This window comes from Cytobacillus citreus (genome assembly GCF_018343665.1).
In the GTDB taxonomy this organism is placed as follows: Bacteria; Bacillota; Bacilli; order Bacillales; family Cytobacillaceae; genus Cytobacillus; species Cytobacillus citreus.
Map to the genome: position 1 here is coordinate 142,313 of NZ_JAGYPM010000001.1, position 23,225 is coordinate 165,537.

The window sequence follows — 23,225 nt, forward strand, 5'->3', positions numbered from 1 at the left end:
AATAACCACTGAAAGGACTTGGTGCCCCTAAGATTTTCTAACTACTTAGACTCAGTGTCATTAGAAGTTTCAATAATGCCTTTTAAATCTTTGTCATTAATTTTTACATTGGCATCTTTTAATTCACGTTCCATCGCTTTTTGAATTTTTTCTGGGTCAAGCTTTGAAACCTTAACTTCATATTCCATTTGTTTTTTCATGTCTTCAAATGATTTTTTCTCTTTTTTCTCTGTTACCTGAATAATATGATAGCCATGCTCAGATTTGACTGGAGCGCTGATTTCATTAACATCTAAAGCGTATGCAGCTTTTTCAAATTCAGGAACCATTTTTCCAGGTCCAAACCAGCCAAGGTCACCGCCATTTGTTGCAGAACCAGGATCTTTAGAATATTCCTTTGCTAAATCCTCAAACTTAGCACCTTCGTCAAGTTTTTTCTTAACTTCATTTGCTGTTTTTTCATCCTCAACTAGAATATGTCTAGCCTTGATTTGAGGCTTATAGTTATCGTAGTATTCTTTAACTTCTTTATCGGTCACCTTAATATCTTTAATGGCCGCTTTTTCTTGCATTAAGCCGGTTCTCATCACTTCTTTAAATTCCTCTTCAGTATACCCGTACTGCATTAGAGCCATTTCGAAATTGTCACCAAGCTGTTCCTTAAGCTGATCTACTTTTTCATTTACCTCTTTATCAGACACCTTATATTTTTCAGATAGAACTTTTTCATAGACAAGTTCACGAAGTGTGGCTTCGCCATATTTTTCTTTCATTGCATCGTAAAGCTCGTCCTTTGTAATATTACCAGCTTTTGACTCAGCAACTACGTCTGATCCGTTTCCGTTGTTCCCACTACATGCACTTAAACCTAGAACCCCAGCAGTTAGAGTTAGGGTAATAATCCATTTCTTCATATTGAACACTCCTAAAAATATTTTTCAATATTAGATTCACAAAACTTACTATACCACAAATGGATTAGAGAACAAAAATGATATCTATTTTATCAAATGAAAAAGTGTGTAAATACCTATTTCCATTTTTTTTAAAAAACATATTATACATTGAAGCATTTTCATTGCAATGAAAGTCATTTGTCTAGATTTGGGAATAGTCGTGGTATTTGCCCATTCGAATAAAGTATTTGATGAATAGTATGCGTTAGCTACATGAAAGGAGGGGGCCTCATGGGTGCTGGCTTTGGTTTCGGTGGAGGATTTGCCTTAGTTGTAGTATTGTTTATCCTATTAATCATTATCGGTGCTTCTTGGTGTTAAAAAACTGCGACATAAAGGTTTATCCATCCTTAAAATGAAAATGTAAAAAAGCGACGGGAAATAGCTTCTCGTCGCTTTTGTTCAAGTATAAGTAAGTATATCTTTTTCGAGTTAAAGAAATGTCTAGCTTCACAAGGAATTCTTCGTCAGCGTATACGTCGCTCAACTAAAAGTGGAGTTCTTTTAGGAGGAACGCCTGCCCCCGATGTACAGGACGTACTGACAATGCGACAGGACAAGGAAAGCTTCGTCAGCGACACCTCTCACGACCAAAAGGGGAGCTTTTGGGAAGACGTCGCGCTTTCGCTTATCTATTTAACGATAAAGATTTTCAACAAATGAGGATATTAAAAGGATAGTCACTAAAATATTAATGGTTCTGTAAACCTTAGGCTGCCGCTCCTCAGGGATATCCTTTTGAAGACATAGAGAATATGTCATCTTGTTAATATTAAATAAAATAAAAATGGCAAAAATAATAAAGAAAATGGAGATCACCGAAGATTCCCTCCTTTAACAGTTGTGAAGAAAAAGGATAGGGTCTGAGCATATTTTGGAAATAGCATTTCAGACAGCCTAATACGATTGTATGTTATTTACAATAACAAAATTCTATTAAAAAAGATAGTCTTTCAGATTCATTTAAAATTTATTATATTCTAGATTATCTTTATTTGGGGTGAAAAAGGTATCCACTTAGGATACCTTTTCATAAAAATTAATGGTTTTTGTGAAGTAATATTTCGAATCCATCATCATTTTCTTCGATATATGAGCTTTTTGGTGCGAAAAGTACATTTTTAACACATATAATATCAGATAAACAAATACCCACATGAAAGGCAAGCAAAATGGTAAAATAATGTACGTAATGGGGAAATATAAAACATGCCCAAGCTATTAGAGAATTGATAACGACAAATGGCATAAATAAAGCAATGATGAATTGCCATTTTGAAATTGGCTCAAAAACCTTTATCTGTATGATTGGAAAAATTCCATATCGAATGGTTAACATTTTTTTAATTTTTTTTGAATGATGCGCAATTGGCAAATAATGAAACAGTTTATGAAGCGGATAGATTAACCATAGACCGAATAGCAATAAAATAAAATAATTGTCTTGTAATGTTTTAGCTTTAAATAAAAATTGTGCTGGTACATAAGCAAGAATAAATGTGAGCAGCATTGTTAAGGAAGACAAAATAAAAAGTCTTTGAGACCCATATTGTTTTGAAAAGTTAATCGTCTTCCAAGAATTCATCATATCCCTACCTCCAAAAGGAGAAATTTTTATTCTTTCTTCAAACTTACTAAGTTACTTTACGACGAAAGAATAAAAAAATCAATAGGAAAAAAACATAGATTTTGTCGAAAGATCATTAAGAATAAAAGTGGTTGCATTAGTAATCCAATTTACCAATAATAAATTGGATTTTAATTAAATTTGATGCATTTGTGGGGGATTAAATCGTGGACATACATTATTTATTAGAAAAAATAGATAGATTAGAATATCAGAACAAGCTGCTTTTGAAGATAATAGAAAATAACAATCAAGAATTTTATAAACTGGTTATAAAAAATTCGTTAGCTGAAAAAGAAGTTAGCGCATTCATTTACCTTTGTGAAGATTTGAGCAAAAAATTAGAAGAACAGAAAGCGGAAGGGTTTGTATATTTTCATCCGCTTTTTAATAAATTTACACAACATTTGCATCCAAGACTTGAACCTAAGGAGGTTGTAAAAGCTTGTATAAAGCAAAGCTTATATTTGCCTCTTATGAAGGAATTCCAAAATTATCTATAAGGGCTAGACAGATTCTTGAAGGGAAATATCTTTTTTATAAAGTTTTCCTTCGTCTTCAATAAAATCATTTTCAATGTTCGCAAAGGATTTTTCAAATATTTCCATGAAGTCATCCCCGTAAATATTTCTTACGATGGCCATGATTTCAATAATATCTGGGAATTTTCCATACAGCTCTCTTAGAGGTTTTGCTCCTGAAAAGGCAGCGTGTTTGTCAGGATCATAGATCTCCATTAATTTTAATAATACTTCTTCACCTTCAGCAGTAAGTTGAATGTAAGTATTTCTCTTGTCATTTTCCTTTTTAGAAAATTGCAAAAATCCCCGCTCTTCTAGCTTTTTGGAAAAATTAAAAGCGGTTGAGACATGCATCACTCCAAATTTTGCAACATCAGATATCGAAGCCCCCTTTAAATGATAGGCAATCCATAATATATGATGTTCATTAATATTTAAATCATAAGGTTTTATCCACTGCTGCCAATCCTTTTCAATAGACTTCCAAAGTGCTTTACTTAATTGTGCGATTCTTTGGCTAAAAAGCATCGCTTCCTTCATTGTGTACAATTTATCTGACATTCTATTCACCTACTTTTCTAATTCTCTAATTTCATTATGCCAATAAAATAAAAATTAATAAAGAAAAAATTTACTAAATTTTTAGAAATTATTTGGCGAGTTCATTATTTTATGCTCATCTTGGAATGCTGAGTATCTTTTTTATGTTTAAAGAAGTCTTTTAGACAAAAAGCAACGATTATTATCATTACAATAAAAAATTAATGTCGCTTTATTAATATATTTATTTTCTGCTAAAAAAGAAAAATTCCTTCTTTTTTATCATAAAAGAAGGAGTTTTTTAGTCTAATTGGAAATTTTGAGTTTATTAGCATATTAAAGTTTCGATAAAGTCTCTGCTAAAAAAGATCTCATAAGTGAAACTAAGGCATACGCCAAGTTATTTTTTGATAATCTTGGCTTCTATATTTTTTTCAAGATCTAATATTGCAAGTTCAATGGAATGTAATTCCTTTTGAAGATCCTGTTGGTGAGGTAAAATATCATCTTTCCATTTTTGAATGGAGGTTTTTACTTCTGAAGAAAAGGCTGAAATGGTATTTTTCCCTTCCTTAGAAGCTTTAATTGTTGAGTTTTTCAATTCAATTAATTGTTTATTTAAATCAAGTATTTGTTTTTGAATACTTTCTTTTTGCTCTCTAACATATTGCCTTGTTTCTTTACCAGAATTAGGTGCTGTTAATAAGGCGCTAATTCCTGCTGCTGCTCCCCCAATAAAAAATCCTAATATCCATGATTTTCCCTTCATTAAACTCACCTCAATTATGCATATATATTTATTTTACAATATGTACAAAATAATTTCTTCTTATGATTGTGAAGATATTAATAATATTCACTCATATTACCAAAAATTTAGAGTACCTTCTATTTACATATGTATAGAAACGAAAGCATAAAGTTAAATAATAGGGATATATCGCGGCTATTTCATTTTTGAAAGAGAGGGGAGGGGGTCCCATATGGCAGGTCTAACAGCAGGAGTTTTTACGATTGGGGCCGTACTGATTGCCGGAGGCATTTACTTCATACTAGCGATAACGAAACCAGGAGTATACCCGCCTAAATATATTTTAAAAAAGAGAGCTGTTTCCCTTGCTGCAGGAGGTATAGCTTTTTTGTTAATTGGTATCATCATGTCTAGTTTCCAATAAACAAAAAAACCCGCAAAATGCGGGTTTTTATTTACTATTAATCCATATGCTTATGGTCTGAACTGTTATTTTGAGAAATGGTGCCTGTTGGCTTATTAAGTTTAGTTCTCTTTACAATTGTTAAAGCAACTGGGTAAAGAACTACCATTGCGATTGTATTGACTGCTGCTGCAGGTAACACAACTGCTGCAAATAGAGCAGTGAATGGGCCAGGAAGACCAACAATCAAAAAGGCTGAAGTCAAAAATACGATTCCAGAAATAATCGTTCCCACTGCTGTTAACGCTGCTACACTCACGATTGATTTTTGGAACTTCTTTAAGGCTAAGAATAAACCTAAGAATGCAAATGCAGTAATCGGTTTATCAATGATATTTGGAATTAGACCACCTGGAAATGTCGTAGTTAATCCTGAAATTAGCCCCGTTACCAAGCTAAGTAGCATGACGCTCTTTTTATCTGGAAAAAGCACAATTCCCAAAAACATCATCGTTAACATCATGTCAGGTTTCATTCCAAGGAAAAAGCCTGGAACAACTGCGTGTAAAACTGCACCCATTCCCACCAATAGGGATAGGGCTACAAGGTTTTTTGTATTCATTTTTCTCATCTCTCCTCTGCTTTTCTCATCTCTTACTTTCATTTCCCCTGTAGTGCTCTTTAGTGCCTACAGCGAGAAACTTTTAATTATTATAGCATACATAAAAAAAAATGAAGAATTTATTTTCTGCTAATTATTGTTCTTGAAAGCTTTCATGAATTCGGCTAGCTGGCAAACTTGATCAACAGGAATGGCATTATAAATGGAGGCTCTGCACCCTCCGACAGATCGATGGCCGTTAAGTCCGATGAATCCTGCTTCTTTTGCTTGTTGAAGAAACTTCTGTGAAACGTCGTCATTATTAAGATTGAAGGTAACATTCATTTTAGATCTGCTTTCTTTTTCAGCATGACCAATATAGAAGCCTTCACTTTCATCAATACAATCATATAGTATCTTTGCCTTTTCTTCGTTTCTTTTCTCAATGATATTTAATCCGCCTTCTTGCTCCACCCATTCAAGAACAAGCTTTAACAAGTAAATCGCAAGTGTTGGAGGAGTGTTATAAAGTGAATTATGTTTTGCGTATGTATTGTAATTCAGCATGGTCGGTAAACGATCGATCGAATTTGATAATAGCTTCTTATTTATAATGACAACTGTTACCCCTGAAGGACCGAGATTTTTTTGTGCACCTGCATAGATTAGGTCAAAGTTTTCAATATCCAATGGTTTACTTAAAATATCACTAGACATATCGGCTATTAAAGGGATGAATTCATTGGAAGGGAATTGATTCCACTGAGTGCCATATATCGTGTTATTACTAGTGATATGAAGATAGGCTGCATTTTTAGATATTGAAATTTCATCAGGAATTGAACGATATTTTTGTTCCTTACTTGTAGCAGCAATATAGGTAGATCCGATTTTTTCAGCTTCTTGTAATGCTTTTTCAGACCAAACTCCAGTCAATACATAGTTGCCTGTTTTTCCTTCAGTTAAGAGATTCATTGGAACCATGGAAAACTGCAAGCTTGCTCCACCCTGAAGAAAGAGAATTTCATAGTTGTTAGGAATTGAAAGGATGTTTCTTAATAAATCTTGAGCCTTTTGATGAATAGCCTCATAATCTTTGCTTCTGTGACTTAATTCCATAACCGCCATTCCACTGTTGTTATAATTCAGCCAATTTTTTTCAGCTTCTTTTAACACTGATACTGGCAGAGCAGCAGGTCCTGCATTAAAATTAAGAGCTCTTTGCATCATAATTCCTCCTAATAGTTTCTAGCTAATTTCACCTTAACGCTGTAATGAGATAAAAGATATTATAATGGTATCAAAAAATATAGATTTGTACAGAAGCATTTATGAACTTTCTGAAAATATATTAATGATCGTTTAATATTGCCTGCTGAAAAATGGGGTAGAAGGGCCTGTAATGAAAAAAAGACCTTTCCAATAAAGATTAGAAAAGTCATTTTTGAAATTAAGTAAAAATTTTTAACCAATCGCTTCAAAAAACATCTTTCTCGTGGGCCTGTCTTGCTCTAGAATCATCATCATAGGAACAATCCGTTCTTTTGATTGTTTGAAGTCACTTCAGCTTTTTCAATTTACTTGTTTGCTTATTTCTTTTGCCATGTTTTGTAAATCTTGCTGGGTATAATCAGAATTGTGTGTTTTCCATACGGCACCAAAGCCATCACCACTTTCGTAGCGCGGGATTAAATGCATATGAAAATGAAAAACCTCTTGTCCAGCGTGTTTGCCGCTGTTTTGTAGGATGTTCATTCCAAGTGGCTTTAATTCTTTTTTTATTGCATTGGCAATTTGAGGAACTACTTTAAAGATGTTTTGTGCTGTTTCAGCATGCAAATCAAAAATGTTTTCGTTATGTAATTTAGGGATGACTAAGGTATGTCCTTTTGTCACTTGACTTATGTCAAGAAAAGCCAATACATGCTCATTTTCAAATACCTTTGCTGATGGTATTTCCCCATTAACAATTTTGCAAAAAATACAATCGCTCACCATAAACACTCCTTCTCCAAAGAAATAATTCATATTTTTCCCTATACTAACATAATTGATAAAAGGATAAAAGGCAGGATTCGCGTGGAATCCCGCCTTCGTGAAGGGGAATGCTTCTATATATACGTTTCTATTTCAGGTCTTTCCCTTTGATAAACACCTCATTTATTTATGATTGTGTTTACTTCTAGAGAGTTGTGATCTTTGTTCAAGCTGACCATCCCCTTGTTTCTTTATATGTTTTTCAACGTATAAAGCAGGCAATTGTCTTTAACAAACACCTCATTTCAAAGTGTATGTTTAGAGCGCCTTTTAGGCGATCAGATGCTTTAGATCTTTTTGGTTAATTAGTACTTTGCCCAATGTAACCATCCCCTTATCATTAGGAACGTTGGAAGCTATCAGCTTATATTGAAATGTTATTGTCTGCGATAGACACCTCATTTCAATTTTGATAATTCTTTAAGTTATCAAATGGCTTGTTTCCCCTTCATAGAATAGAATACCCGTTGCAGAATTTCATATGCATTTTTTTAAAAGAAATTTCACCCTTTTCATTCGCCTATATATGGCAAGAAGAATATTAAGTTTTTCAAAAATTGGACAAGTTGCTAGCTCGTTTTTTACAATAGAATTAGTAAATAAGGAAGGACGTTGATTATGACGCTTTTGCAATTAAATAATGTTACGGGCGGATATACGAGGAATCCAGTGCTAAAGGATATCTCTTTCGAGGTTAATTCTAAGGAAATCGTGGGATTAATCGGTCTAAATGGTGCAGGGAAAAGTACAACGATAAAGCATGTAATTGGATTAATGGAACCTCATAGTGGGGAAATAACAATAAATAAGAAAATATTTCATAAAGATAAAGAAGAATATCGAAGACAATTTACATTTGTTCCCGAAACGCCAATTTTATATGATGAACTTACACTTGAAGAGCATTTAAAAATAACGGCAATGGCATATGGTTTAAAAGAGGATGAATATAAAGAAAGGATTGAAAAGCTACTAAAAGAGTTTCGGATGGAAAAAAGGCTGAAATGGTTTCCAGCACACTTTTCAAAAGGAATGAAACAAAAAGTAATGATTATGTGTGCTTTTTTAGTTCAACCTTCCCTTTATATTGTTGACGAGCCATTTGTAGGACTTGATCCTCTTGGAATCCAGTCTTTACTTGATATGATGAAAAAAATGAAGGAGAGCGGGGCAGGGATTTTGATGTCCACTCATATTTTAGCAACCGCTGAAAGGTATTGTGATCGATTTGTCATTTTGCATGAAGGAAAGGTGAGGGCAAAGGGGACTTTATCTGATCTAAGGGAACAATTTACAATGCCGGATGCAACACTTGATGATATTTATATCCAGCTGACAAAGGAAGAAGATTATGTTTGATGAGAAGAAGCTTTGGAAAGAGCGTTTTAACTCGTGGCTGAAAGAGATCGCGCGTTACTCACGCTATATTTTTAATGGGCATATTGTTATTGCAATGATTTTTTTACTTGGAACAGCTGCTTTTTATTATCAGGAGTGGTTAAAAACCATTCCAGAACAATTTCCAGCTGCTATTATTATGGCGACGGCTATTGCATTAATATTAACCTATAGTCCGATCAATACCTTCCTCACTGAAGCAGATAAGATTTACCTTCTCCCGCTTGAGAGCAGGCTTAAAGGCTATTTTACGCGCTCTATAATTGTAAGCTTTATCATACATGCATATTTGCTTTTTATTGGGCTTGGTGTTTTTATGCCTTTGTATGCAAGAGTAAATGATGGCGATTTTAAAAAATATGTCCCGTTTCTGATTGCCATTCTACTAATGAAGGTATTAAATCTCCTCATTCGCTGGAAGGTTCAATATTATGTCGAAACAAAAGTGCATGTATTCGATTCATTTATAAGATATGCAGTCAATGCTGTTTTTCTATACTTTCTTTTCTCAGGTGTGGGATTAATATACCTTCTTCCTGAAGCAGCGTTATTACTAATTATGCTGATCTATTATGATAAGAATACAAAAGAAAAAGGGATGAAATGGGAGTTTTTAATTGAAGTGGAAGAAAGAAGAATGACTTCTTTTTACAGGCTAGCCAATTTATTTACTGATGTCCCGAAGTTAAGACAACGTGTGAAAAGACGGAAATGGCTCGATTGGGTATTTAGTAAGCTGCCGTTTGCACAGAATGTAACATTCAGCCATCTGTATACTAGAACATTCTTGCGGGCTGGTGATTATTTTGGTTTATTTATTCGTTTAACACTTATTGGTGCAGGAATTGTATATTTCTTTTCCTTTGGTTTGGGTCAAGTCTTAGTTGTACTGCTGATTGTCTACCTAACTGGCTTTCAGCTAGTGCCTTTGTGGAATCACCATTCAAACAAGCTATGGATTGAGCTATACCCTGTAAATAAGCAACTAAAATTACAGTCATTTAAGCGACTTCTTACAACTGTATTATACTGTCAGACTGTATTATTAACGATCACCATTTTTATTAAAGGTGATTGGAAGATGGCGATCATCTCCCTTACAGCTGGATTTGGACTTTCGTACTTCTTTTCAAATGTATATATTCAAAAAAAGCTTTTGAAATAAAATACGTATGAAATGAATCTAATCATCTGAAAAAACGTAATAAAGTGAAACTTCCATCAGTGGGGGCGGTTCTTTCAGCCCCCACTGATGGTTAGTTGAACCAATCGGGCCTTTACGGGCAGTTGATCCCCCACTTAGGTTTCTTTGATTCTCTCGCAACCTTGTAGTGGGGGTCTTACTGCCCGTTAATCTGCGATAAATATTATGAATAAAAAAGGGTGGTTAGCTTATGAATGAATATGAATTAAGAGCCTTACGTGAATTAGAAGAGTGGAAGTTTTCATTGATAAAGAAATCTGGTTTTCTAAATCGTCTTTCAAAAAAAGCACAGACAAAAGTAAATAGTCTTATACCGGAAAAGGCTCATCAAATTATCACTGATAGCATTAAAAACATGGTAAAAGCAACACTTGTTGGTTCAAATATCATAACAAAGAAGAAACAAGAGGTTGGAAGAACATTAGAAGAAAAAGACACTAAGTTTTATGAAAAATTGTCTTCCCACAAGAAAACAGCTGTAATTGAAGGGGCTGGAACAGGCTCAGGAGGATTATTCCTTGGATTAGCTGATTTTCCTTTACTCTTATCGATCAAAATGAAATTTCTTTTCGAGGCCGCGACAATATATGGCTTTGATACAAATGAATACGAAGAACGATTATTTATTCTCCATGTATTTAAGCTTGCCTTTTCAAGTGATGATAAAAGAAGAGAAACACTCCTAATAGTAGAGAATTGGGAGGAAAGAAAATCCAGAATTTTAGACATGGACTGGAGAGAATTTCAACAAGAATATCGTGACTATATCGATTTCGTAAAGATGCTCCAGCTTTTACCGGGAATTGGAGCGGCGGTTGGCGCATATGCAAATAATAATCTAATGGAGCATCTTGGAAAAACTGCAAAAAATGCCTATCGGATGAGAGTATTAAAAACAGCCCCTAAGCCAGATTGAGCTTGGGGGCTGTTACGCTTTTCTTAATTTATTTTAAGCGCTTCGTTTTCTTTATTATTTATTGCATAAGTATGATATTGAAGAGCCGCTGAGCCTAGCGTTTTTGCAGCAATCAACATCGCTTTTTCATCGATATCAAATTTAGGATGATGATGCGGATAATTTTCTGTTGTATTTTCCGGCTTGGCTCCTGTAAAGAAGAATGTGCCCTTAACATGCTGAAGATAGTAGGCAAAATCCTCTCCTCCCATGTGAGGCTCTGTCTCCTCGACAGTGGTAACATCATCAATATTTTTTGCACACTCTATTAAGTACTCAGTTTCATTTCGATGGTTAACAACAGCGGGGTAACCTCTTTCGTATAAGTATTGATAGGTGCTGTCTGCTGTGTAGCATGTTCCTTTTACAATCCGTTCAATCTCTTTTTCGATATTAGCACGAATGTCTTCGCTGAAAGTACGTACAGTTCCACCTATTTTTGCTTTATCGGCAATGACATTAAAGGCATTATCCGCTACAAATGAACCAACTGAGACGACGGCAGAATCGATAGGGTTGACTTTTCTGCTGACAATTTGCTGTAAATTAACTACTGCTTGAGAAGCTGTAACAATAGCATCCTTTGTTTTGTGCGGCTGTGCTCCATGGCCGCCTCTTCCTTGAATAGTAATTTCGAAGCGATCAGCTGCTGCCATTATCGGGCCAACGCGATATTGAATAGTACCAGTTGGCACTGATGCCCATAAATGAGTGCCAAAAATAACATCTACACCGTTAAGGCATCCATCCTCAATCATTGAAATAGCTCCGCCTGGTGCGTACTCCTCAGCATGCTGGTGGATCATGACATATGTTCCTTCAAGCTCATCTCTCATTTCATGCAGTGATTTTGCGAGAACAAGTAAAGTAGCGGTATGTCCATCGTGGCCGCAAGCATGCATGACACCAGGCACCAATGATTTATAGGGAACGTCTTTTTCATCTTGGATCGGTAATGCATCAAAATCGGCTCTTAGTGCAACTGTTTTTCCTGGTTTGCTGCCATAAATCTTAGCAACTACCCCATTGCCTCCAACATTGCCTCTAACTTCAATTCCCAATTTTTCATAATATGTTTGTATGTAATTGGCTGTTTTAACTTCCTTAAATGAGAGCTCTGGATGCTGATGAAGGAATCGTCTTATAGAAACCATTTCATCATAATATTTTTCCAATTTTGCAAACAAATTACTCATCATATTTTCTCACTCCGATTATTTTGTATTTTTAGACTATTATAACATTTTATTTTGAGTAAATGTTAATCTAAAATAAGAACACGAATAGGGCAAATTCCTGTAATAGAAATGAGGAATTTACAGAAATGGAAATGAGAAAATCTAAAATAGCATATTTATTATTTGTGATCGCAATAGTCGTTTTTTTGTATTTTTTTCTTGCTGTAAGAGAAGGAGAGCCTCTGCTATTTGATAGCATTATTAGTTCCTATCTAACTAATTTTTTTACTGAATCATCTTACCCGTTCTTTAAGATATTAAATGTTATGGGATCAACGATTGGAACCGGAATTATTTCTCTTATCGTTATTGGATTACTTTGGGCAATAAAGAGGGACTATGCTGGTATGGCTGTGCTTGCTATAACAATCTCGCTTGGGAATTTGTTAAATATGTGGCTAAAGGATTACGTTGGGCGCCCTCGTCCTGAAACGGAACACTTAGTAAATGTAAAAAGCCTAAGCTTTCCGAGTGGACATGCCATGATGGGGATGATCCTCTATATGCTGATTGCTTATTTTATTATGAACTCTGTAAAATCAAACGGAACAAAGTGGATTGTGGTAATTTTGGCGGGAATTATCATTCTTGCCATGGGAATAAGCCGGATTGTTCTACAAGTCCATTATCCATCAGATGTAGCAGCAGGCTTATCTTTAGGCTTTGTATGGGCATATATCTGGATAACTATATATGAAATTGTAAAAGGGAAATTAATTAGCAGGTAAATGGAAATTATTGTAAATATTTGTTTTTTACCCATAATTGAATATTACATAGTAGACGGAGAAGTTGCTAAGAAAGTGTAATAACACTGTCAAGCAGCTTCCTTTTAATCTAAATCAAAAACATCGCCACAATGGTTGTTACAACTAATCCGATCGTAACTGGCAGAATATTTCTGCGGGCAAGTTCGAAAGGGTCTACGTTACAAATGGCTGCTGCTGGAATGAGCGCCCATGGGACAAGCGTACCACCGCCTACCCAGATGCCTGCAATTTGCCCTAATGCGGTTAGAGTAGCAGCACCTGATCCAATTGCAGCGGCAAATAGCTTTGCAATAGACCCTGCAAGCGAAATTCCTGAGAAGCCTGAGCCATCCAAACCAGTAATAGATCCAACAACAGTCAGTGTGATGGCGCTGATTTCTTTACTCAAAGGAACTAGTGCAGCTAATCCAACCCCAAGGTCATTTACGATTCCGTGAGAGCTTTCAGGTAAAAAGTCGCCAATGATTGTTGAGAAACCTGAATCACCTAAATAGAAGAAGGCAGCGATTGGGAAGACCGGGCCAAAAACCTTAAATCCGAATTGGAAGCCATCAATGAGATAGCTCGTTGTTTTTTCCAGCCCTTTGTTTTTGTGAGCCAGAAGTGCAATGATTAATAGGATAAAAATGGATGTCCCGCCAACTAAAGCAGTAGCATCTCCACCTTGTAAATCTAATATAAACATTGCGGCGACATTGACAGCAAACAATAAAGGAATTAAGAGGGCGAAGAAACGCTTTTGACCGCGGGAGAGAAATTGCTGATTTTCTTTTTTCTCTGAAGTGTTATCGTTAGCATATGGCGCTAGCCCTGTACTAGCATTTAATTTTCCAAGTTTCATATCTCGTTTTAATAGATAAAATGCAGTGATTGTTGTGACAGCTCCCATGACGATTACAAGTGGGATACTGGCAGTTAATACATCTCCAACCGACAATCCAGCTGCATCCGCAGTTAATTTTGGGGCGGCTTGAATAACAAAGTCACCTGATAGGGCAATGCCATGACCAAATAGATTCATTGCGATAGCTACCCCAAGAGCAGGGAGTCCAACGCGAATAGCTACAGGAAGTAAGACAGCTCCCATTAAAGCGACTGCGGGAGATGGCCAGAAGAACCAGGAAATCATCATCATTACTATTCCGATCGTCCAGTAGGCAAGCGCAGGGGTTTTTATTAACTTCGCAAAGGGCGAAATCATAATATCATTTATTTCAGTTACTGTTAGTATTCTGCTCATGGCAACAATGATTGAAATAATGAGAATTGTAGGAAGCAGTTCTGAAATGGCGAAAATAAAGCTATTGAAAATGCTGCTAACAGACGAGCTTAAAGATCCTGTTGCAGTTATGGCGATTAAGAAAATACCGAGTATACATACAAGAGTAGTATCTCTTCTCATAACCATGAATCCAATAATAAATACAATGAAAAGTACATATATCCAGTGAAGTGCCGTTAATTCTACTCCCATTAATTCTCCTCCTTGTCACCAATTTCTATATTAAATTCTAGGCATATAACTAGACCCAAAATGTATTACAGAATATGAAAAAGATTAGAAATTGTGATCATACATTTCCATAAATAATTAGTTTTGTTTTTGGAGAAATCAATTCATTAACCAGACATAATAGGTCGATTCGATTTTTATTAAAAAAGATGCTATATTTTCTTTCTAAACATTTTCTTTTAAGGAAAAGGAAGTTTGCAATGACAACAACATACGAATATATAAAAAATTGGCAAAAGGCATTAAAAGCTGAAATCATGCATTTAAAAAAGGATGGAAGTACGAAATACCGTTTATTCAATGGAAGACTTCTTTCAAACAAAAATACTTTTACTTATTTTTTCGAAAGTGTTTCTTCAATAATGATCCCGGTTGGTTCTTCGGTAAAAATTGAATGGGGGAGCAAGAAGTCGGAAGGACGCATTCTTTCATCAGAAGGAAAAAGTGTCATCATCGAGATTGAAGAGAATTTAGGCGTTTCTTTATCAGAAGCCTTTTTAGTTTATGATCCATGGGAACTCCTTCATGAGCTTTTTCAGCGATTGGAAGAAATGAAAGAAAGCAAACGGAAAAGAAGCAGGATTAAAATGCTATTAGCATCGTCAATAAAGGCTAAGCACCCTGAGGATAAAATTAAATCTAATGTCCATGAGCTCATCCTGCGTTCTAAGTATAATCCTGTTACATATGTATGGGGTCCGCCAGGTACAGGGAAGACTTATACACTTGCCAGAGTTGCCGCAAATAAATATATGAAAGGCTTAAGGGTGCTTGTTCTATCTCACAGTAATCAGGCAGTTGATGTATTACTGTCTGAAGTATCGTTATTTTTAGAGAAAAAGGGATACAAGAATAGAGGGGAGCTTCTTAGGTATGGTTCTCAATTAGGAGATGCTATTAAAAATCGCCCCTTTATGACTGCAACACAATTAATTGAAAAACATCATGCGGGATTAGCAGAAGATAAGTTAAGTTTTACAGAGGAACGTCGATTATTGAAAATAGATTTATCAAGTTCATTCAGTAAAAAAGATACAGAAAGATTACTGCATGTAGAAAAAAAGCTTGCAAGTATTTTAGAAAAAATTCATCAAAAAGAACTTGAATTTTTAAAAGAAGCTAAGGTTATTGGAACGACATTAGCGAAAGCAGCGAGTGACTCAGCTATATATGATAAAGAATTTGATCTTGTTATCGTGGATGAAGCGAGTATGGCTTATATTCCACAAGCAGCCTTTGCTGTTACGCTTGCAAAACGAGCTATCATATGCGGAGATTTTAAGCAACTTCCCCCGATTGCTTCTGCAAGACACCCTCTTGTTAATGAATGGCTTCGAGAGGATATATTCCATAAATCTGGTGTGTCAAAATGGGTTGAAGAAGGGAAGCTACACCCTCATTTATTTCTTCTTAAAGAACAGCGCAGAATGCACCCTGATATTTCTTCCTTCACGAATAAATATATTTACCACTCGCTAGTAGGAGATCATAAAAGTGTATTGCAATTAAAAAGGGACATTGCGAAAAGAGCGCCTTTCGAGAACGAAGCTTCTGTAATGTTAGATTCATCAGGTGCAGGTGAGTATTGTATGACAGATCGATTTTCAAAATCTCGCATGAATTTATGGCACCTACTTCTATCCTTTCAGCTCATACATGAAGCTTATATTGGTGGTACGAGGTCAATTGGGTATGTAACCCCATATCGTACACAGGCTATTCTTATGGAACAATTACTTGAGGAAATATATGGGGAAGATCTTAAGGAAGCAGGTATCATTGCTGCGACAGTTCACCGATTCCAGGGGAGTGAACGTGATGTCATGATTTTTGATACGGTCGATAGTGATCCACAGGAAAGGGCAGGGATGCTATTAACTGGTAAGGAAAGTACAAGGTTGTTGAATGTAGCGGTTACAAGAACGAAGGGCAAGTTTATACATGTATGCGATTATACATTTGTACAAAACAAAGTCTACAATAATAAAACATGGAGCATGCTTGCTAAGCACCAGAGTTTGAATAATAAGATGGTTCTTCCAAATGAGGTTGGTGACTGGATTAAGAATCAGCATCCCAGATTACAGTGGATGTATGCTAGAAAACTTGAAATGGTAATAGGAGATATTCTTGCAGCAAAAAGTTCCATCATTTTATCGCTTCCAATAGGGGGAACTTTGACAAAAGAATGGATTTCAGCCTTTAATCGACGAGGAAATGGAGTAGGCTTAACATTAGTCGCATCAGAACGACCTCCAAGTTTAAAGCCAGATAAAGTCATAATAGAGACGTTTCCTTTTCCTTTTATTATTGTTGACAAACAATATTTGTGGCTTGGCGTTCCGATTGAAGCAAACAGAAAAGCTTTACCGCCTTTTGTTGCAGCAAGACTGCAATCCAAAATTTTGACAGAGTATATGATGTCTCAAATAAATGAAGGACAATAGAAAAGGATGGGCTCTTTACCTCATCCTTTTCTATCTATAACGTTTTTGTTTCGGGAATAAAATATTTTTTGATGTAGGGTGCGCCAATAAATAAAGCCGCTTGTTTTGATGATGAATTTTTTTCATTGAAGTATTCTTTGAAAGATTGAGAGCTCTCCCAATCTTTATATGATTGTTCATTTTTCCATAAGGTTAAAATGACATATGTATCCGATTTTAGAGGGCGTAAAACTCTATTAGCAATTAAGCCTGGAAGTCTTTCGAATCGTTTTTCTTTATTTTTAAAATGATGTTCAAATAAAGGTCTATCTTCTTCTACTATTGGGAAATGATTCATAACAACAAACTTAGCTTCTCCGAGGTTACCTAAAGATTCAAGCACTTGAAATGAACGAGGCATGCTGAAAATCGTTTTCCTTGGTGTTTCATGTAATAATAAAGCATTTTCGTTATTTTGCATTAAAAGAATTGTTTCGCCCGGGTGTTTGTCCTTTATTTTTTCTAAAAAGTCAAAGGTTCCACTTGTCATATAAATATTCATACTAATCACCCTTTCGTATATTTAACCTTTACTTTATTCTCTCTTAAATCAATTATCCTTGCCAGAAAAACAAATTTTCGTCAAATTTCCGACATTTGCACTCATTGTCTATACAATCATTTTTGAAAAAGCTAAAGTTAGTAAGAATGGATAATTGTCTAAATTTCAATTTACACTATAAATATATTACAATGTTAAGCAGACAGTCTTGAAAGGTGGATAATATTAATGGAAAGAAAAATAAATGATACATTTTTGAGAGCAGCTAAGGGAGAGAAAACGGACTATGTACCAGTATGGTATATGCGTCAGGCAGGGCGTTCCCAGCCAGAATATAGAGCAATAAAAGAAAAGTATTCATTATTTGAAATTACCCATCAGCCTGAACTATGTGCTTATGTGACAAAATTGCCGGTGGATCAGTATAACAATGATGCTGCAATTTTATATAAGGACATTATGTCACCGCTTCCAGCGCTTGGAGTTGATGTAGAAATTAAATCTGGAATTGGTCCAGTCATTTCTAATCCGATTCGTTCATCAGCTGATGTTGAAAAATTAGGTGAAATTAATCCTGAGGAAGATGTTCCTTACGTTTTAGAAACAATAAAAATTTTGACACAAGAGCAGTTAAATGTACCACTCATTGGATTTGCTGGTGCACCATTTACATTGGCCAGTTATATGATCGAAGGCGGCCCTTCAAAAAATTACAATAAAACAAAAGCATTTATGTATGCTGAACCGAAAGCTTGGTTTGCTTTAATGGACAAACTTAGCGAAATGACCATTACATATGTGAAGGCTCAAATTAAAGCTGGAGCAAAAGCAGTTCAAATTTTTGATTCATGGGTTGGAGCCTTAAATATTGAAGATTATCGTGTATTCATTAAACCGACTATGAACAAAATATTTACTGCATTAAGAGAAGAAAATGTACCACTCATTATGTTTGGAGTAGGTGCCAGCCATCTTGCAATGGAATGGCATGATCTGCCATTGGACGTTGTTGGATTAGACTGGAGGCTTCCAATTAAAGAGGCGAGAGAAAGAGGAATTACGAAAGCAGTTCAAGGAAATCTTGACCCTGCTATTCTATTAGCCCCATGGGAAATAATAGAGCAAAAGGCTAAGGCTATTTTAGATCAAGGAATGGAATCGTCTGGATACATTTTTAACCTTGGGCACGGTGTATTCCCAGATGTTAATCCAGATACTTTAAGAAGATTAACGGGATTTGTTCATGAATATTCCGCTTCTAAATTAAGCAAGTAATCCCTATTTACTAATTAAGGAAGCAAATAAATTGGAAACAGGCGAATTTTTGGCGCAATAATAAACTAGAAACTGTTTTATATGAGGTGAACAACATGACAAGAAAGAAAATGGGATTACTAGTAATGGCTTATGGAACACCATACAAGGAAGAAGATATCGAGCGATATTATACTCATATTCGCAGAGGGAGAAAGCCTTCTCCAGAAATGCTTGAAGATTTAAGAGGAAGATATGAAGCAATAGGAGGAATATCTCCTCTGGCAGAAATTACGATGAATCAGGCTAGAAGTCTTGAAGCTTATTTAAATGACATACAAGATGAGTATGTTTTCCAAATGTATCTTGGATTAAAGCATATTGAACCGTTTGTTGAAGATGCAGTAAAGCAAATGAATGAAGATGGAATAAAAGAGGCGGTTAGTATCGTTCTTGCTCCTCATTTTTCCACTTTCAGTGTAAAGTCATATAACGGCAGAGCAAAGGAAGAGGCTGAAAAGCTTGGAGGGCCTGTCATCCATTCAGTGGAAAGCTGGTACGATGAGCCAAAATTTATTAAGTATTGGGCTGATCGAGTAAAAGCAACCTTTGAAAGCATGCCAGCTGATGAAAAGGAAAAGGCAGTTTTAATTGTGTCTGCTCATAGTCTTCCAGAAAAAATATTGCAATTGGGAGATCCATACCCGCATCAGCTTGAAGAAACAGCTCAAATGATCGCAAATCAAGCAGGAGTTAAAAACTATGCTGTTGGCTGGCAAAGTGCTGGAAATACACCTGAGCCATGGCTTGGACCTGATGTTCAAGATTTAACAAGAGAGCTGCATGAAAAAGGCGGCTATAAAGCATTTGTTTATACGCCTGTTGGATTCGTATCTGACCATCTTGAAGTACTATATGACAATGATTATGAGTGTAAAATCGTAACGGAAGAGATAGGCGCTAGCTACTATCGTCCTCCTATGCCTAATGATCAGTCGGAATTTATTGATGCAATGGCAACTGTCGTTCTAGATAAATTATCCAAATTAAGAAACTAAAGTAAAGAAGGCGAATAACCGTGTCGGAGCTAAAGCAAAAGGTAGTCATCATTGGGGGAGGAATTACAGGCTTAACAACTGCTTTCTACTTGCAAAAGGAAGCAAGAGAAAAGGGGCTGCCTCTTGAGGTCAAGCTAATTGAGGCTACTCACCGTCTTGGGGGTAAAATGCAAACCGTTGTAAAGGATGGTTTTGTAATTGAAAGAGGTCCAGACTCTTTTCTAGCCCGTAAACTTAGTGCGTCCCGTCTGGCTAAGGAAGTCGGAATGGAAGATAAACTTATTAGCAATACGGCTGGTAAATCATACGTATTAGTACAAGAAAGTCTCCATCCGATGCCTGGTGGATCCATTATGGGCATCCCAACTCAGATGGCTCCTTTTGTTACTACCGGATTGTTTTCTTTAAAAGGGAAAATGAGGGCAGCTGCAGACTTTGTATTGCCCCGTTCAAATCCCGCAAAAGACCAGTCTCTTGGAAAGTTCTTTAGGAGAAGACTCGGAGACGAAGTGGTTGAAAACTTAATTGAACCGCTTCTTTCAGGAATATATGCTGGAGATATTGATCAGCTAAGCCTAATGTCAACTTTTCCTCAGTTTTATCAGGTAGAGCAAAAATATCGAAGCTTAATACTCGGTATGAAAAAATCTACTCCTAGTCAGCCAAAAAGTGCTAGAGAGAAAAAAGATAAAGGCATTTTTCTGACATTTAAGTCTGGTCTTCAATCATTTGTGGATGCAATTGAAATGAACTTGGACCCAAAATCAGTTTTAAAAGGCTGTAAGGCTGAAAAAATTCATAAAAAGGATAATGGATATGAGATTGAATTAAATGGTGGAGAAATACTTCAAGCTGATAGTATCGTGATATCTGTTCCTCATCATATAACGCAATCGCTTTTTTTCCAATTTAGTTTTTTCGAACCATTTAAAGAGATGTCATCCACTTCTGTGGCAACAGTTGCTCTTGCCTTTCCAATAGAAGCAATTGAAAAGGATATTGAAGGTACGGGATTTGTTGTATCAAGAAATAGTGATTATACCATTACCGCCTGCACATGGACACATAAAAAATGGCCTCATTCCACTCCAAAAGGAAAAGTCCTTATTCGTTGTTATGTTGGAAGGCCTGGAGATGAAGCGGTTGTCGATTTATCAGACGATGAGATGATAAAAATTGTTCTTGAAGATCTTAATAAAACAATGAATATTACAATAGCTCCTGAATTTGCAATCATTTCTAGATGGAAGGATTCAATGCCACAATATACCGTCAGCCACAAAGAGCGGATTGAAAAGGTCAAAAAACATATAGATTCCGAACTTCCTGGTGTATTTATTGCTGGAAGCTCTTTCGAGGGTTTAGGTTTACCAGATTGCATTGATCAAGGTGAAGCAGCAGTTGAAAAGGTTTTATCATTTTTAAATATCTAAAAAAGCTGTCGAATGACAGCTTTTTTTTCTAATAGGAAAGTTTAAGTTTATTAACGTACTAAAGTAAAGAGTGTTTTCAATTAATTTTCTGCTAATAAGATCGCATAAAAAAAAACTAAGGCATTCGCCAAAAAGGGCTTGGCGAACTCCGAGTTTTTCTAACACGAAAAATCAGCTAGCGGCTTAATCTGCTACTTCAAGCCTTTATTACAGATTTCCCGAACGAGAAAGCCCACACCGGGCATAGCCCGTCTTTAGACGTGGGATGAAAGTGAGGTCAGATACAGAGTACCGCTAAAAGGTCAAAATCGTTAGCGGTACTTAAAATATCTGAAGATTTATATAGAAACATATGTTCTTTAATCTGTAAATCTGATATACTATGTTAGAAATGGTCTTTAGGTTCCAACTGCGGTGAATAATCAATAAAATCCATTAAACGATTTTCATATAATAATAGGCAAGAGAAGGAAAGGAGGCTGCTTCATGGCTTCTTCTACGTCCAGTTATGTATTAACACTTCCTCTTCAAACTCGACATCATGAGGCCAATATTCTTGAAAAAAGGTTTGAGATTGCTCGAAAAATCTATAACGCATGTTTAGCAGAAGCGGATAAACGATTGCGAGTCATGCAAGAATCTAAGGATTATCAGAAAGCCCGTAAACTTCCTTCATCGACCCCATCAGAACGCAAACTACGATCCACTACATTCCGTCAATTGAACAAACGATTTAAATTAGAGGAATACGCACTCCATACATATGTAAAGTCTATGCAAACTAGATTTAAACATTTAATTGATTCTCATACAGCTCAAAAACTCGCATCTCGTGCACACCATGCAGTTAAAAAGAAACAAATAGGGATGGCGACAAAAGTGTCTTTTAAAGGATTCGGAAAGTTGAATTCTGTAGAGGGAAAAACGAACGCCGCTGGGATTCGTTATAAAGACAGAAAGATTTATTGGCTGGGATTAGAGCTGCCTGTTCGAATAAAACCAAAGGATGACTATGTGTTTCTTGCTCTAGAAAGTAGAGTAAAATATTCACGGATTCTGCGAACCTTTATGAAAGGAACCATTCGATATCAAATTCAACTGATCTTGGAAGGTACACCTCCTCAAAAATATAATCAAGTTGGAATAAAGGGCAAACTTGGAAAAGGCAGAGTTGGCATTGACATTGGTACACAAACAGCCGCGATTGTGTCAGATTCTAAAGCATCTTTAGTTGAACTAGCCCCCAGTGTCATACATATTCAAAAAGAAATCCGACTAATTCAACGGGCCATGGACCGAAGCCGAAGGGCCATGAATCCAGAGAAGTTTAATAAAGACGGAACCATTAATCGCTCCTCAAAGAGATGGGTGCAATCCAAACGATACGGAAAGCTAAAGGCAGCATTTCAAGAAATAAATCGACTTCATTCCGTCTATCGAAAACAGGACCATTGTTGTTTAGCGAATCAAATAATAGAACAAGGTGATGAATTCTTCATTGAAACCATGAATTTTCAAGCCCTTCAAAAACGGGCAAAAGAAACTACTAGAAACAAGAACGGACGTTTCAACCGAAAGAAACGGTTTGGGAAATCTATAGCTAGGAAAGCTCCCTCTATGCTTATAACCATCTTAGAACAAAAGCGATCTATCTTTGGCATAGAACTGAAAAAGATCAACACCTCGAAGGCAAAAGCTAGTCAGTATCATCACGAGACGAACACCTTTCAAAAGAAATCATTGTCTGAAAGATGGAATCTTATAAGAAATGAACGTGTCCAACGTGATTTGTACTCTGCTTATCTCATTAAAAATGTAACGGAATCTCTTGATAGCATTAATAGGTATTTATGTGTAGATGCATATGATCATTTTAAGAAACTACATGACATAGAAATCATACGAATAAAATCAAGTAATCAAAACAAAATAAGTAGTTTTGGAATTTAAAGGAATGTTGGGTTAGAAACGAGCCCAT

The 23,225-nt window shown here is 35.9% G+C and carries 23 protein-coding genes; 12 read left to right on the top strand and 11 right to left on the bottom strand.

What is annotated here, in order from left to right; all coding sequences use genetic code 11:
- Nucleotides 1–41: 41 nt before the first annotated feature.
- On the bottom strand, nucleotides 42–914 hold the full coding sequence (locus KHA94_RS00860) for a peptidylprolyl isomerase (RefSeq protein ID WP_213100283.1): 873 nt from the start codon (nucleotides 912–914) through the stop codon (nucleotides 42–44).
- 255 nt (nucleotides 915–1,169) lie between these two features.
- On the opposite strand from KHA94_RS00860, the gene KHA94_RS00865 reads away from it, so the two are divergent.
- On the top strand, nucleotides 1,170–1,277 hold the full coding sequence (locus KHA94_RS00865; RefSeq protein ID WP_213100284.1) for a YjcZ family sporulation protein: 108 nt from the start codon (nucleotides 1,170–1,172) through the stop codon (nucleotides 1,275–1,277).
- A gap of 315 nt (nucleotides 1,278–1,592) precedes the next feature.
- On the opposite strand, the gene KHA94_RS25805 is transcribed toward KHA94_RS00865, so the two are convergent.
- Together KHA94_RS25805 and KHA94_RS00870 are read right to left on the bottom strand one after the other, a co-directional pair.
- Nucleotides 1,593–1,775, bottom strand: a complete 183-nt coding sequence (locus tag KHA94_RS25805; protein ID WP_057774520.1) for a hypothetical protein — start codon at nucleotides 1,773–1,775, stop codon at nucleotides 1,593–1,595.
- 220 nt (nucleotides 1,776–1,995) lie between these two features.
- A complete protein-coding gene (locus KHA94_RS00870) occupies nucleotides 1,996–2,544 on the bottom strand; it encodes a DUF3267 domain-containing protein (protein WP_213100285.1) in 549 nt (182 codons plus the stop codon).
- A gap of 206 nt (nucleotides 2,545–2,750) precedes the next feature.
- On the opposite strand from KHA94_RS00870, the gene KHA94_RS00875 reads away from it, so the two are divergent.
- Nucleotides 2,751–3,086, top strand: coding sequence for a DUF1878 family protein (locus KHA94_RS00875; RefSeq protein WP_338030672.1), 336 nt, complete (start codon nucleotides 2,751–2,753; stop codon nucleotides 3,084–3,086).
- A 3-nt stretch (nucleotides 3,087–3,089) separates the two neighbouring features.
- Here the strand turns inward: KHA94_RS00875 and KHA94_RS00880 are convergent, their stop codons facing one another.
- Together KHA94_RS00880 and KHA94_RS00885 are read right to left on the bottom strand one after the other, a co-directional pair.
- A complete protein-coding gene (locus KHA94_RS00880) occupies nucleotides 3,090–3,665 on the bottom strand; it encodes an HTH-type transcriptional regulator Hpr (protein ID WP_213100286.1) in 576 nt (191 codons plus the stop codon).
- A 379-nt stretch (nucleotides 3,666–4,044) separates the two neighbouring features.
- On the bottom strand, nucleotides 4,045–4,413 hold the full coding sequence (locus KHA94_RS00885; protein ID WP_213100287.1) for a YtxH domain-containing protein: 369 nt from the start codon (nucleotides 4,411–4,413) through the stop codon (nucleotides 4,045–4,047).
- A 214-nt stretch (nucleotides 4,414–4,627) separates the two neighbouring features.
- On the opposite strand from KHA94_RS00885, the gene yhzF reads away from it, so the two are divergent.
- Nucleotides 4,628–4,819, top strand: a complete 192-nt coding sequence (gene yhzF, locus KHA94_RS00890) for a membrane protein YhzF (RefSeq protein ID WP_213100288.1) — start codon at nucleotides 4,628–4,630, stop codon at nucleotides 4,817–4,819.
- 37 nt (nucleotides 4,820–4,856) lie between these two features.
- Here yhzF and KHA94_RS00895 read toward each other — a convergent pair whose 3' ends face one another.
- The 3 genes from KHA94_RS00895 to KHA94_RS00905 form a co-directional block, all read right to left on the bottom strand.
- On the bottom strand, nucleotides 4,857–5,420 hold the full coding sequence (locus KHA94_RS00895; protein WP_213100289.1) for a tryptophan transporter: 564 nt from the start codon (nucleotides 5,418–5,420) through the stop codon (nucleotides 4,857–4,859).
- A 129-nt stretch (nucleotides 5,421–5,549) separates the two neighbouring features.
- On the bottom strand, nucleotides 5,550–6,626 hold the full coding sequence (serC, locus tag KHA94_RS00900; protein WP_213101235.1) for a 3-phosphoserine/phosphohydroxythreonine transaminase: 1,077 nt from the start codon (nucleotides 6,624–6,626) through the stop codon (nucleotides 5,550–5,552).
- A 345-nt stretch (nucleotides 6,627–6,971) separates the two neighbouring features.
- The gene (locus KHA94_RS00905; RefSeq protein WP_213101236.1) at nucleotides 6,972–7,394 is read right to left on the bottom strand and encodes an HIT family protein; all 423 of its coding nucleotides are present in this window, start codon (nucleotides 7,392–7,394) and stop codon (nucleotides 6,972–6,974) included.
- A 660-nt stretch (nucleotides 7,395–8,054) separates the two neighbouring features.
- On the opposite strand from KHA94_RS00905, the gene KHA94_RS00910 reads away from it, so the two are divergent.
- From KHA94_RS00910 to KHA94_RS00920, 3 genes are all read left to right on the top strand, one after another.
- A complete protein-coding gene (locus tag KHA94_RS00910) occupies nucleotides 8,055–8,795 on the top strand; it encodes an ABC transporter ATP-binding protein (protein WP_213100290.1) in 741 nt (246 codons plus the stop codon).
- On the top strand, nucleotides 8,788–9,999 hold the full coding sequence (locus tag KHA94_RS00915) for an ABC transporter permease (protein ID WP_213100291.1): 1,212 nt from the start codon (nucleotides 8,788–8,790) through the stop codon (nucleotides 9,997–9,999). Before KHA94_RS00910 ends, KHA94_RS00915 begins: the two co-directional genes overlap by 8 nt.
- 229 nt (nucleotides 10,000–10,228) lie before the next feature.
- Nucleotides 10,229–10,954 carry an EcsC family protein gene (locus KHA94_RS00920; protein ID WP_213100292.1) on the top strand — a complete coding sequence of 242 codons (726 nt, stop codon included), beginning with the start codon at nucleotides 10,229–10,231 and terminating at the stop codon, nucleotides 10,952–10,954.
- Nucleotides 10,955–10,977: 23 nt separating this feature from the next.
- Here the strand turns inward: KHA94_RS00920 and KHA94_RS00925 are convergent, their stop codons facing one another.
- A complete protein-coding gene (locus tag KHA94_RS00925) occupies nucleotides 10,978–12,192 on the bottom strand; it encodes a M20 family metallopeptidase (RefSeq protein ID WP_213100293.1) in 1,215 nt (404 codons plus the stop codon).
- A gap of 125 nt (nucleotides 12,193–12,317) precedes the next feature.
- Between KHA94_RS00925 and KHA94_RS00930 the strand changes: the two genes are divergently transcribed.
- Entirely contained in the window at nucleotides 12,318–12,959 is a 642-nt protein-coding gene (locus tag KHA94_RS00930) for a phosphatase PAP2 family protein (protein ID WP_213100294.1), read from the top strand.
- A 109-nt stretch (nucleotides 12,960–13,068) separates the two neighbouring features.
- On the opposite strand, the gene KHA94_RS00935 is transcribed toward KHA94_RS00930, so the two are convergent.
- Nucleotides 13,069–14,475, bottom strand: coding sequence for a hypothetical protein (locus tag KHA94_RS00935; protein WP_213100295.1), 1,407 nt, complete (start codon nucleotides 14,473–14,475; stop codon nucleotides 13,069–13,071).
- A gap of 239 nt (nucleotides 14,476–14,714) precedes the next feature.
- On the opposite strand from KHA94_RS00935, the gene KHA94_RS00940 reads away from it, so the two are divergent.
- On the top strand, nucleotides 14,715–16,961 hold the full coding sequence (locus tag KHA94_RS00940; protein ID WP_213100296.1) for an AAA domain-containing protein: 2,247 nt from the start codon (nucleotides 14,715–14,717) through the stop codon (nucleotides 16,959–16,961).
- A 34-nt stretch (nucleotides 16,962–16,995) separates the two neighbouring features.
- Here KHA94_RS00940 and KHA94_RS00945 read toward each other — a convergent pair whose 3' ends face one another.
- Nucleotides 16,996–17,502, bottom strand: coding sequence for an antibiotic biosynthesis monooxygenase family protein (locus KHA94_RS00945; protein WP_213100297.1), 507 nt, complete (start codon nucleotides 17,500–17,502; stop codon nucleotides 16,996–16,998).
- 228 nt (nucleotides 17,503–17,730) lie between these two features.
- On the opposite strand from KHA94_RS00945, the gene hemE reads away from it, so the two are divergent.
- The 4 genes from hemE to KHA94_RS00965 all read left to right on the top strand — a co-directional run bounded on the left by hemE (nucleotide 17,731) and on the right by KHA94_RS00965 (nucleotide 23,197).
- On the top strand, nucleotides 17,731–18,777 hold the full coding sequence (gene hemE, locus KHA94_RS00950) for a uroporphyrinogen decarboxylase (RefSeq protein WP_213100298.1): 1,047 nt from the start codon (nucleotides 17,731–17,733) through the stop codon (nucleotides 18,775–18,777).
- Between the two features lie 95 nt (nucleotides 18,778–18,872).
- Nucleotides 18,873–19,814 carry a ferrochelatase gene (gene hemH / locus KHA94_RS00955; protein ID WP_213100299.1) on the top strand — a complete coding sequence of 314 codons (942 nt, stop codon included), beginning with the start codon at nucleotides 18,873–18,875 and terminating at the stop codon, nucleotides 19,812–19,814.
- Between the two features lie 20 nt (nucleotides 19,815–19,834).
- Nucleotides 19,835–21,247 (top strand): protoporphyrinogen oxidase, encoded by a 1,413-nt coding sequence (gene hemY, locus KHA94_RS00960; protein ID WP_213100300.1) that lies wholly within the window; start codon nucleotides 19,835–19,837, stop codon nucleotides 21,245–21,247.
- Nucleotides 21,248–21,733: 486 nt separating this feature from the next.
- A complete protein-coding gene (locus KHA94_RS00965) occupies nucleotides 21,734–23,197 on the top strand; it encodes a transposase (RefSeq protein ID WP_213100301.1) in 1,464 nt (487 codons plus the stop codon).
- Nucleotides 23,198–23,225: the final 28 nt, after the last annotated feature.

Excerpts from the sequence above, each read along its gene's own strand:
- KHA94_RS00860 (WP_213100283.1), bottom strand. The coding sequence starts at position 914 with ATGAAGAAATGGATTATTACCCTAACTCTAACTGCTGGGGTTCTAGGT.
- KHA94_RS00865 (WP_213100284.1), top strand. The coding sequence starts at position 1,170 with ATGAAAGGAGGGGGCCTCATGGGTGCTGGCTTTGGTTTCGGTGGAGGA.
- KHA94_RS00870 (WP_213100285.1), bottom strand. The coding sequence starts at position 2,544 with ATGATGAATTCTTGGAAGACGATTAACTTTTCAAAACAATATGGGTCT.
- KHA94_RS00880 (WP_213100286.1), bottom strand. The coding sequence starts at position 3,665 with ATGTCAGATAAATTGTACACAATGAAGGAAGCGATGCTTTTTAGCCAA.
- KHA94_RS00885 (WP_213100287.1), bottom strand. The coding sequence starts at position 4,413 with ATGAAGGGAAAATCATGGATATTAGGATTTTTTATTGGGGGAGCAGCA.
- yhzF (WP_213100288.1), top strand. The coding sequence starts at position 4,628 with ATGGCAGGTCTAACAGCAGGAGTTTTTACGATTGGGGCCGTACTGATT.
- KHA94_RS00895 (WP_213100289.1), bottom strand. The coding sequence starts at position 5,420 with ATGAATACAAAAAACCTTGTAGCCCTATCCCTATTGGTGGGAATGGGT.
- serC (WP_213101235.1), bottom strand. The coding sequence starts at position 6,626 with ATGCAAAGAGCTCTTAATTTTAATGCAGGACCTGCTGCTCTGCCAGTA.
- KHA94_RS00910 (WP_213100290.1), top strand. The coding sequence starts at position 8,055 with ATGACGCTTTTGCAATTAAATAATGTTACGGGCGGATATACGAGGAAT.
- KHA94_RS00915 (WP_213100291.1), top strand. The coding sequence starts at position 8,788 with ATGTTTGATGAGAAGAAGCTTTGGAAAGAGCGTTTTAACTCGTGGCTG.
- KHA94_RS00920 (WP_213100292.1), top strand. The coding sequence starts at position 10,229 with ATGAATGAATATGAATTAAGAGCCTTACGTGAATTAGAAGAGTGGAAG.
- KHA94_RS00925 (WP_213100293.1), bottom strand. The coding sequence starts at position 12,192 with ATGATGAGTAATTTGTTTGCAAAATTGGAAAAATATTATGATGAAATG.
- KHA94_RS00930 (WP_213100294.1), top strand. The coding sequence starts at position 12,318 with ATGGAAATGAGAAAATCTAAAATAGCATATTTATTATTTGTGATCGCA.
- KHA94_RS00935 (WP_213100295.1), bottom strand. The coding sequence starts at position 14,475 with ATGGGAGTAGAATTAACGGCACTTCACTGGATATATGTACTTTTCATT.
- KHA94_RS00940 (WP_213100296.1), top strand. The coding sequence starts at position 14,715 with ATGACAACAACATACGAATATATAAAAAATTGGCAAAAGGCATTAAAA.
- KHA94_RS00945 (WP_213100297.1), bottom strand. The coding sequence starts at position 17,502 with ATGAATATTTATATGACAAGTGGAACCTTTGACTTTTTAGAAAAAATA.
- hemE (WP_213100298.1), top strand. The coding sequence starts at position 17,731 with ATGGAAAGAAAAATAAATGATACATTTTTGAGAGCAGCTAAGGGAGAG.
- hemH (WP_213100299.1), top strand. The coding sequence starts at position 18,873 with ATGACAAGAAAGAAAATGGGATTACTAGTAATGGCTTATGGAACACCA.
- KHA94_RS00965 (WP_213100301.1), top strand. The coding sequence starts at position 21,734 with ATGGCTTCTTCTACGTCCAGTTATGTATTAACACTTCCTCTTCAAACT.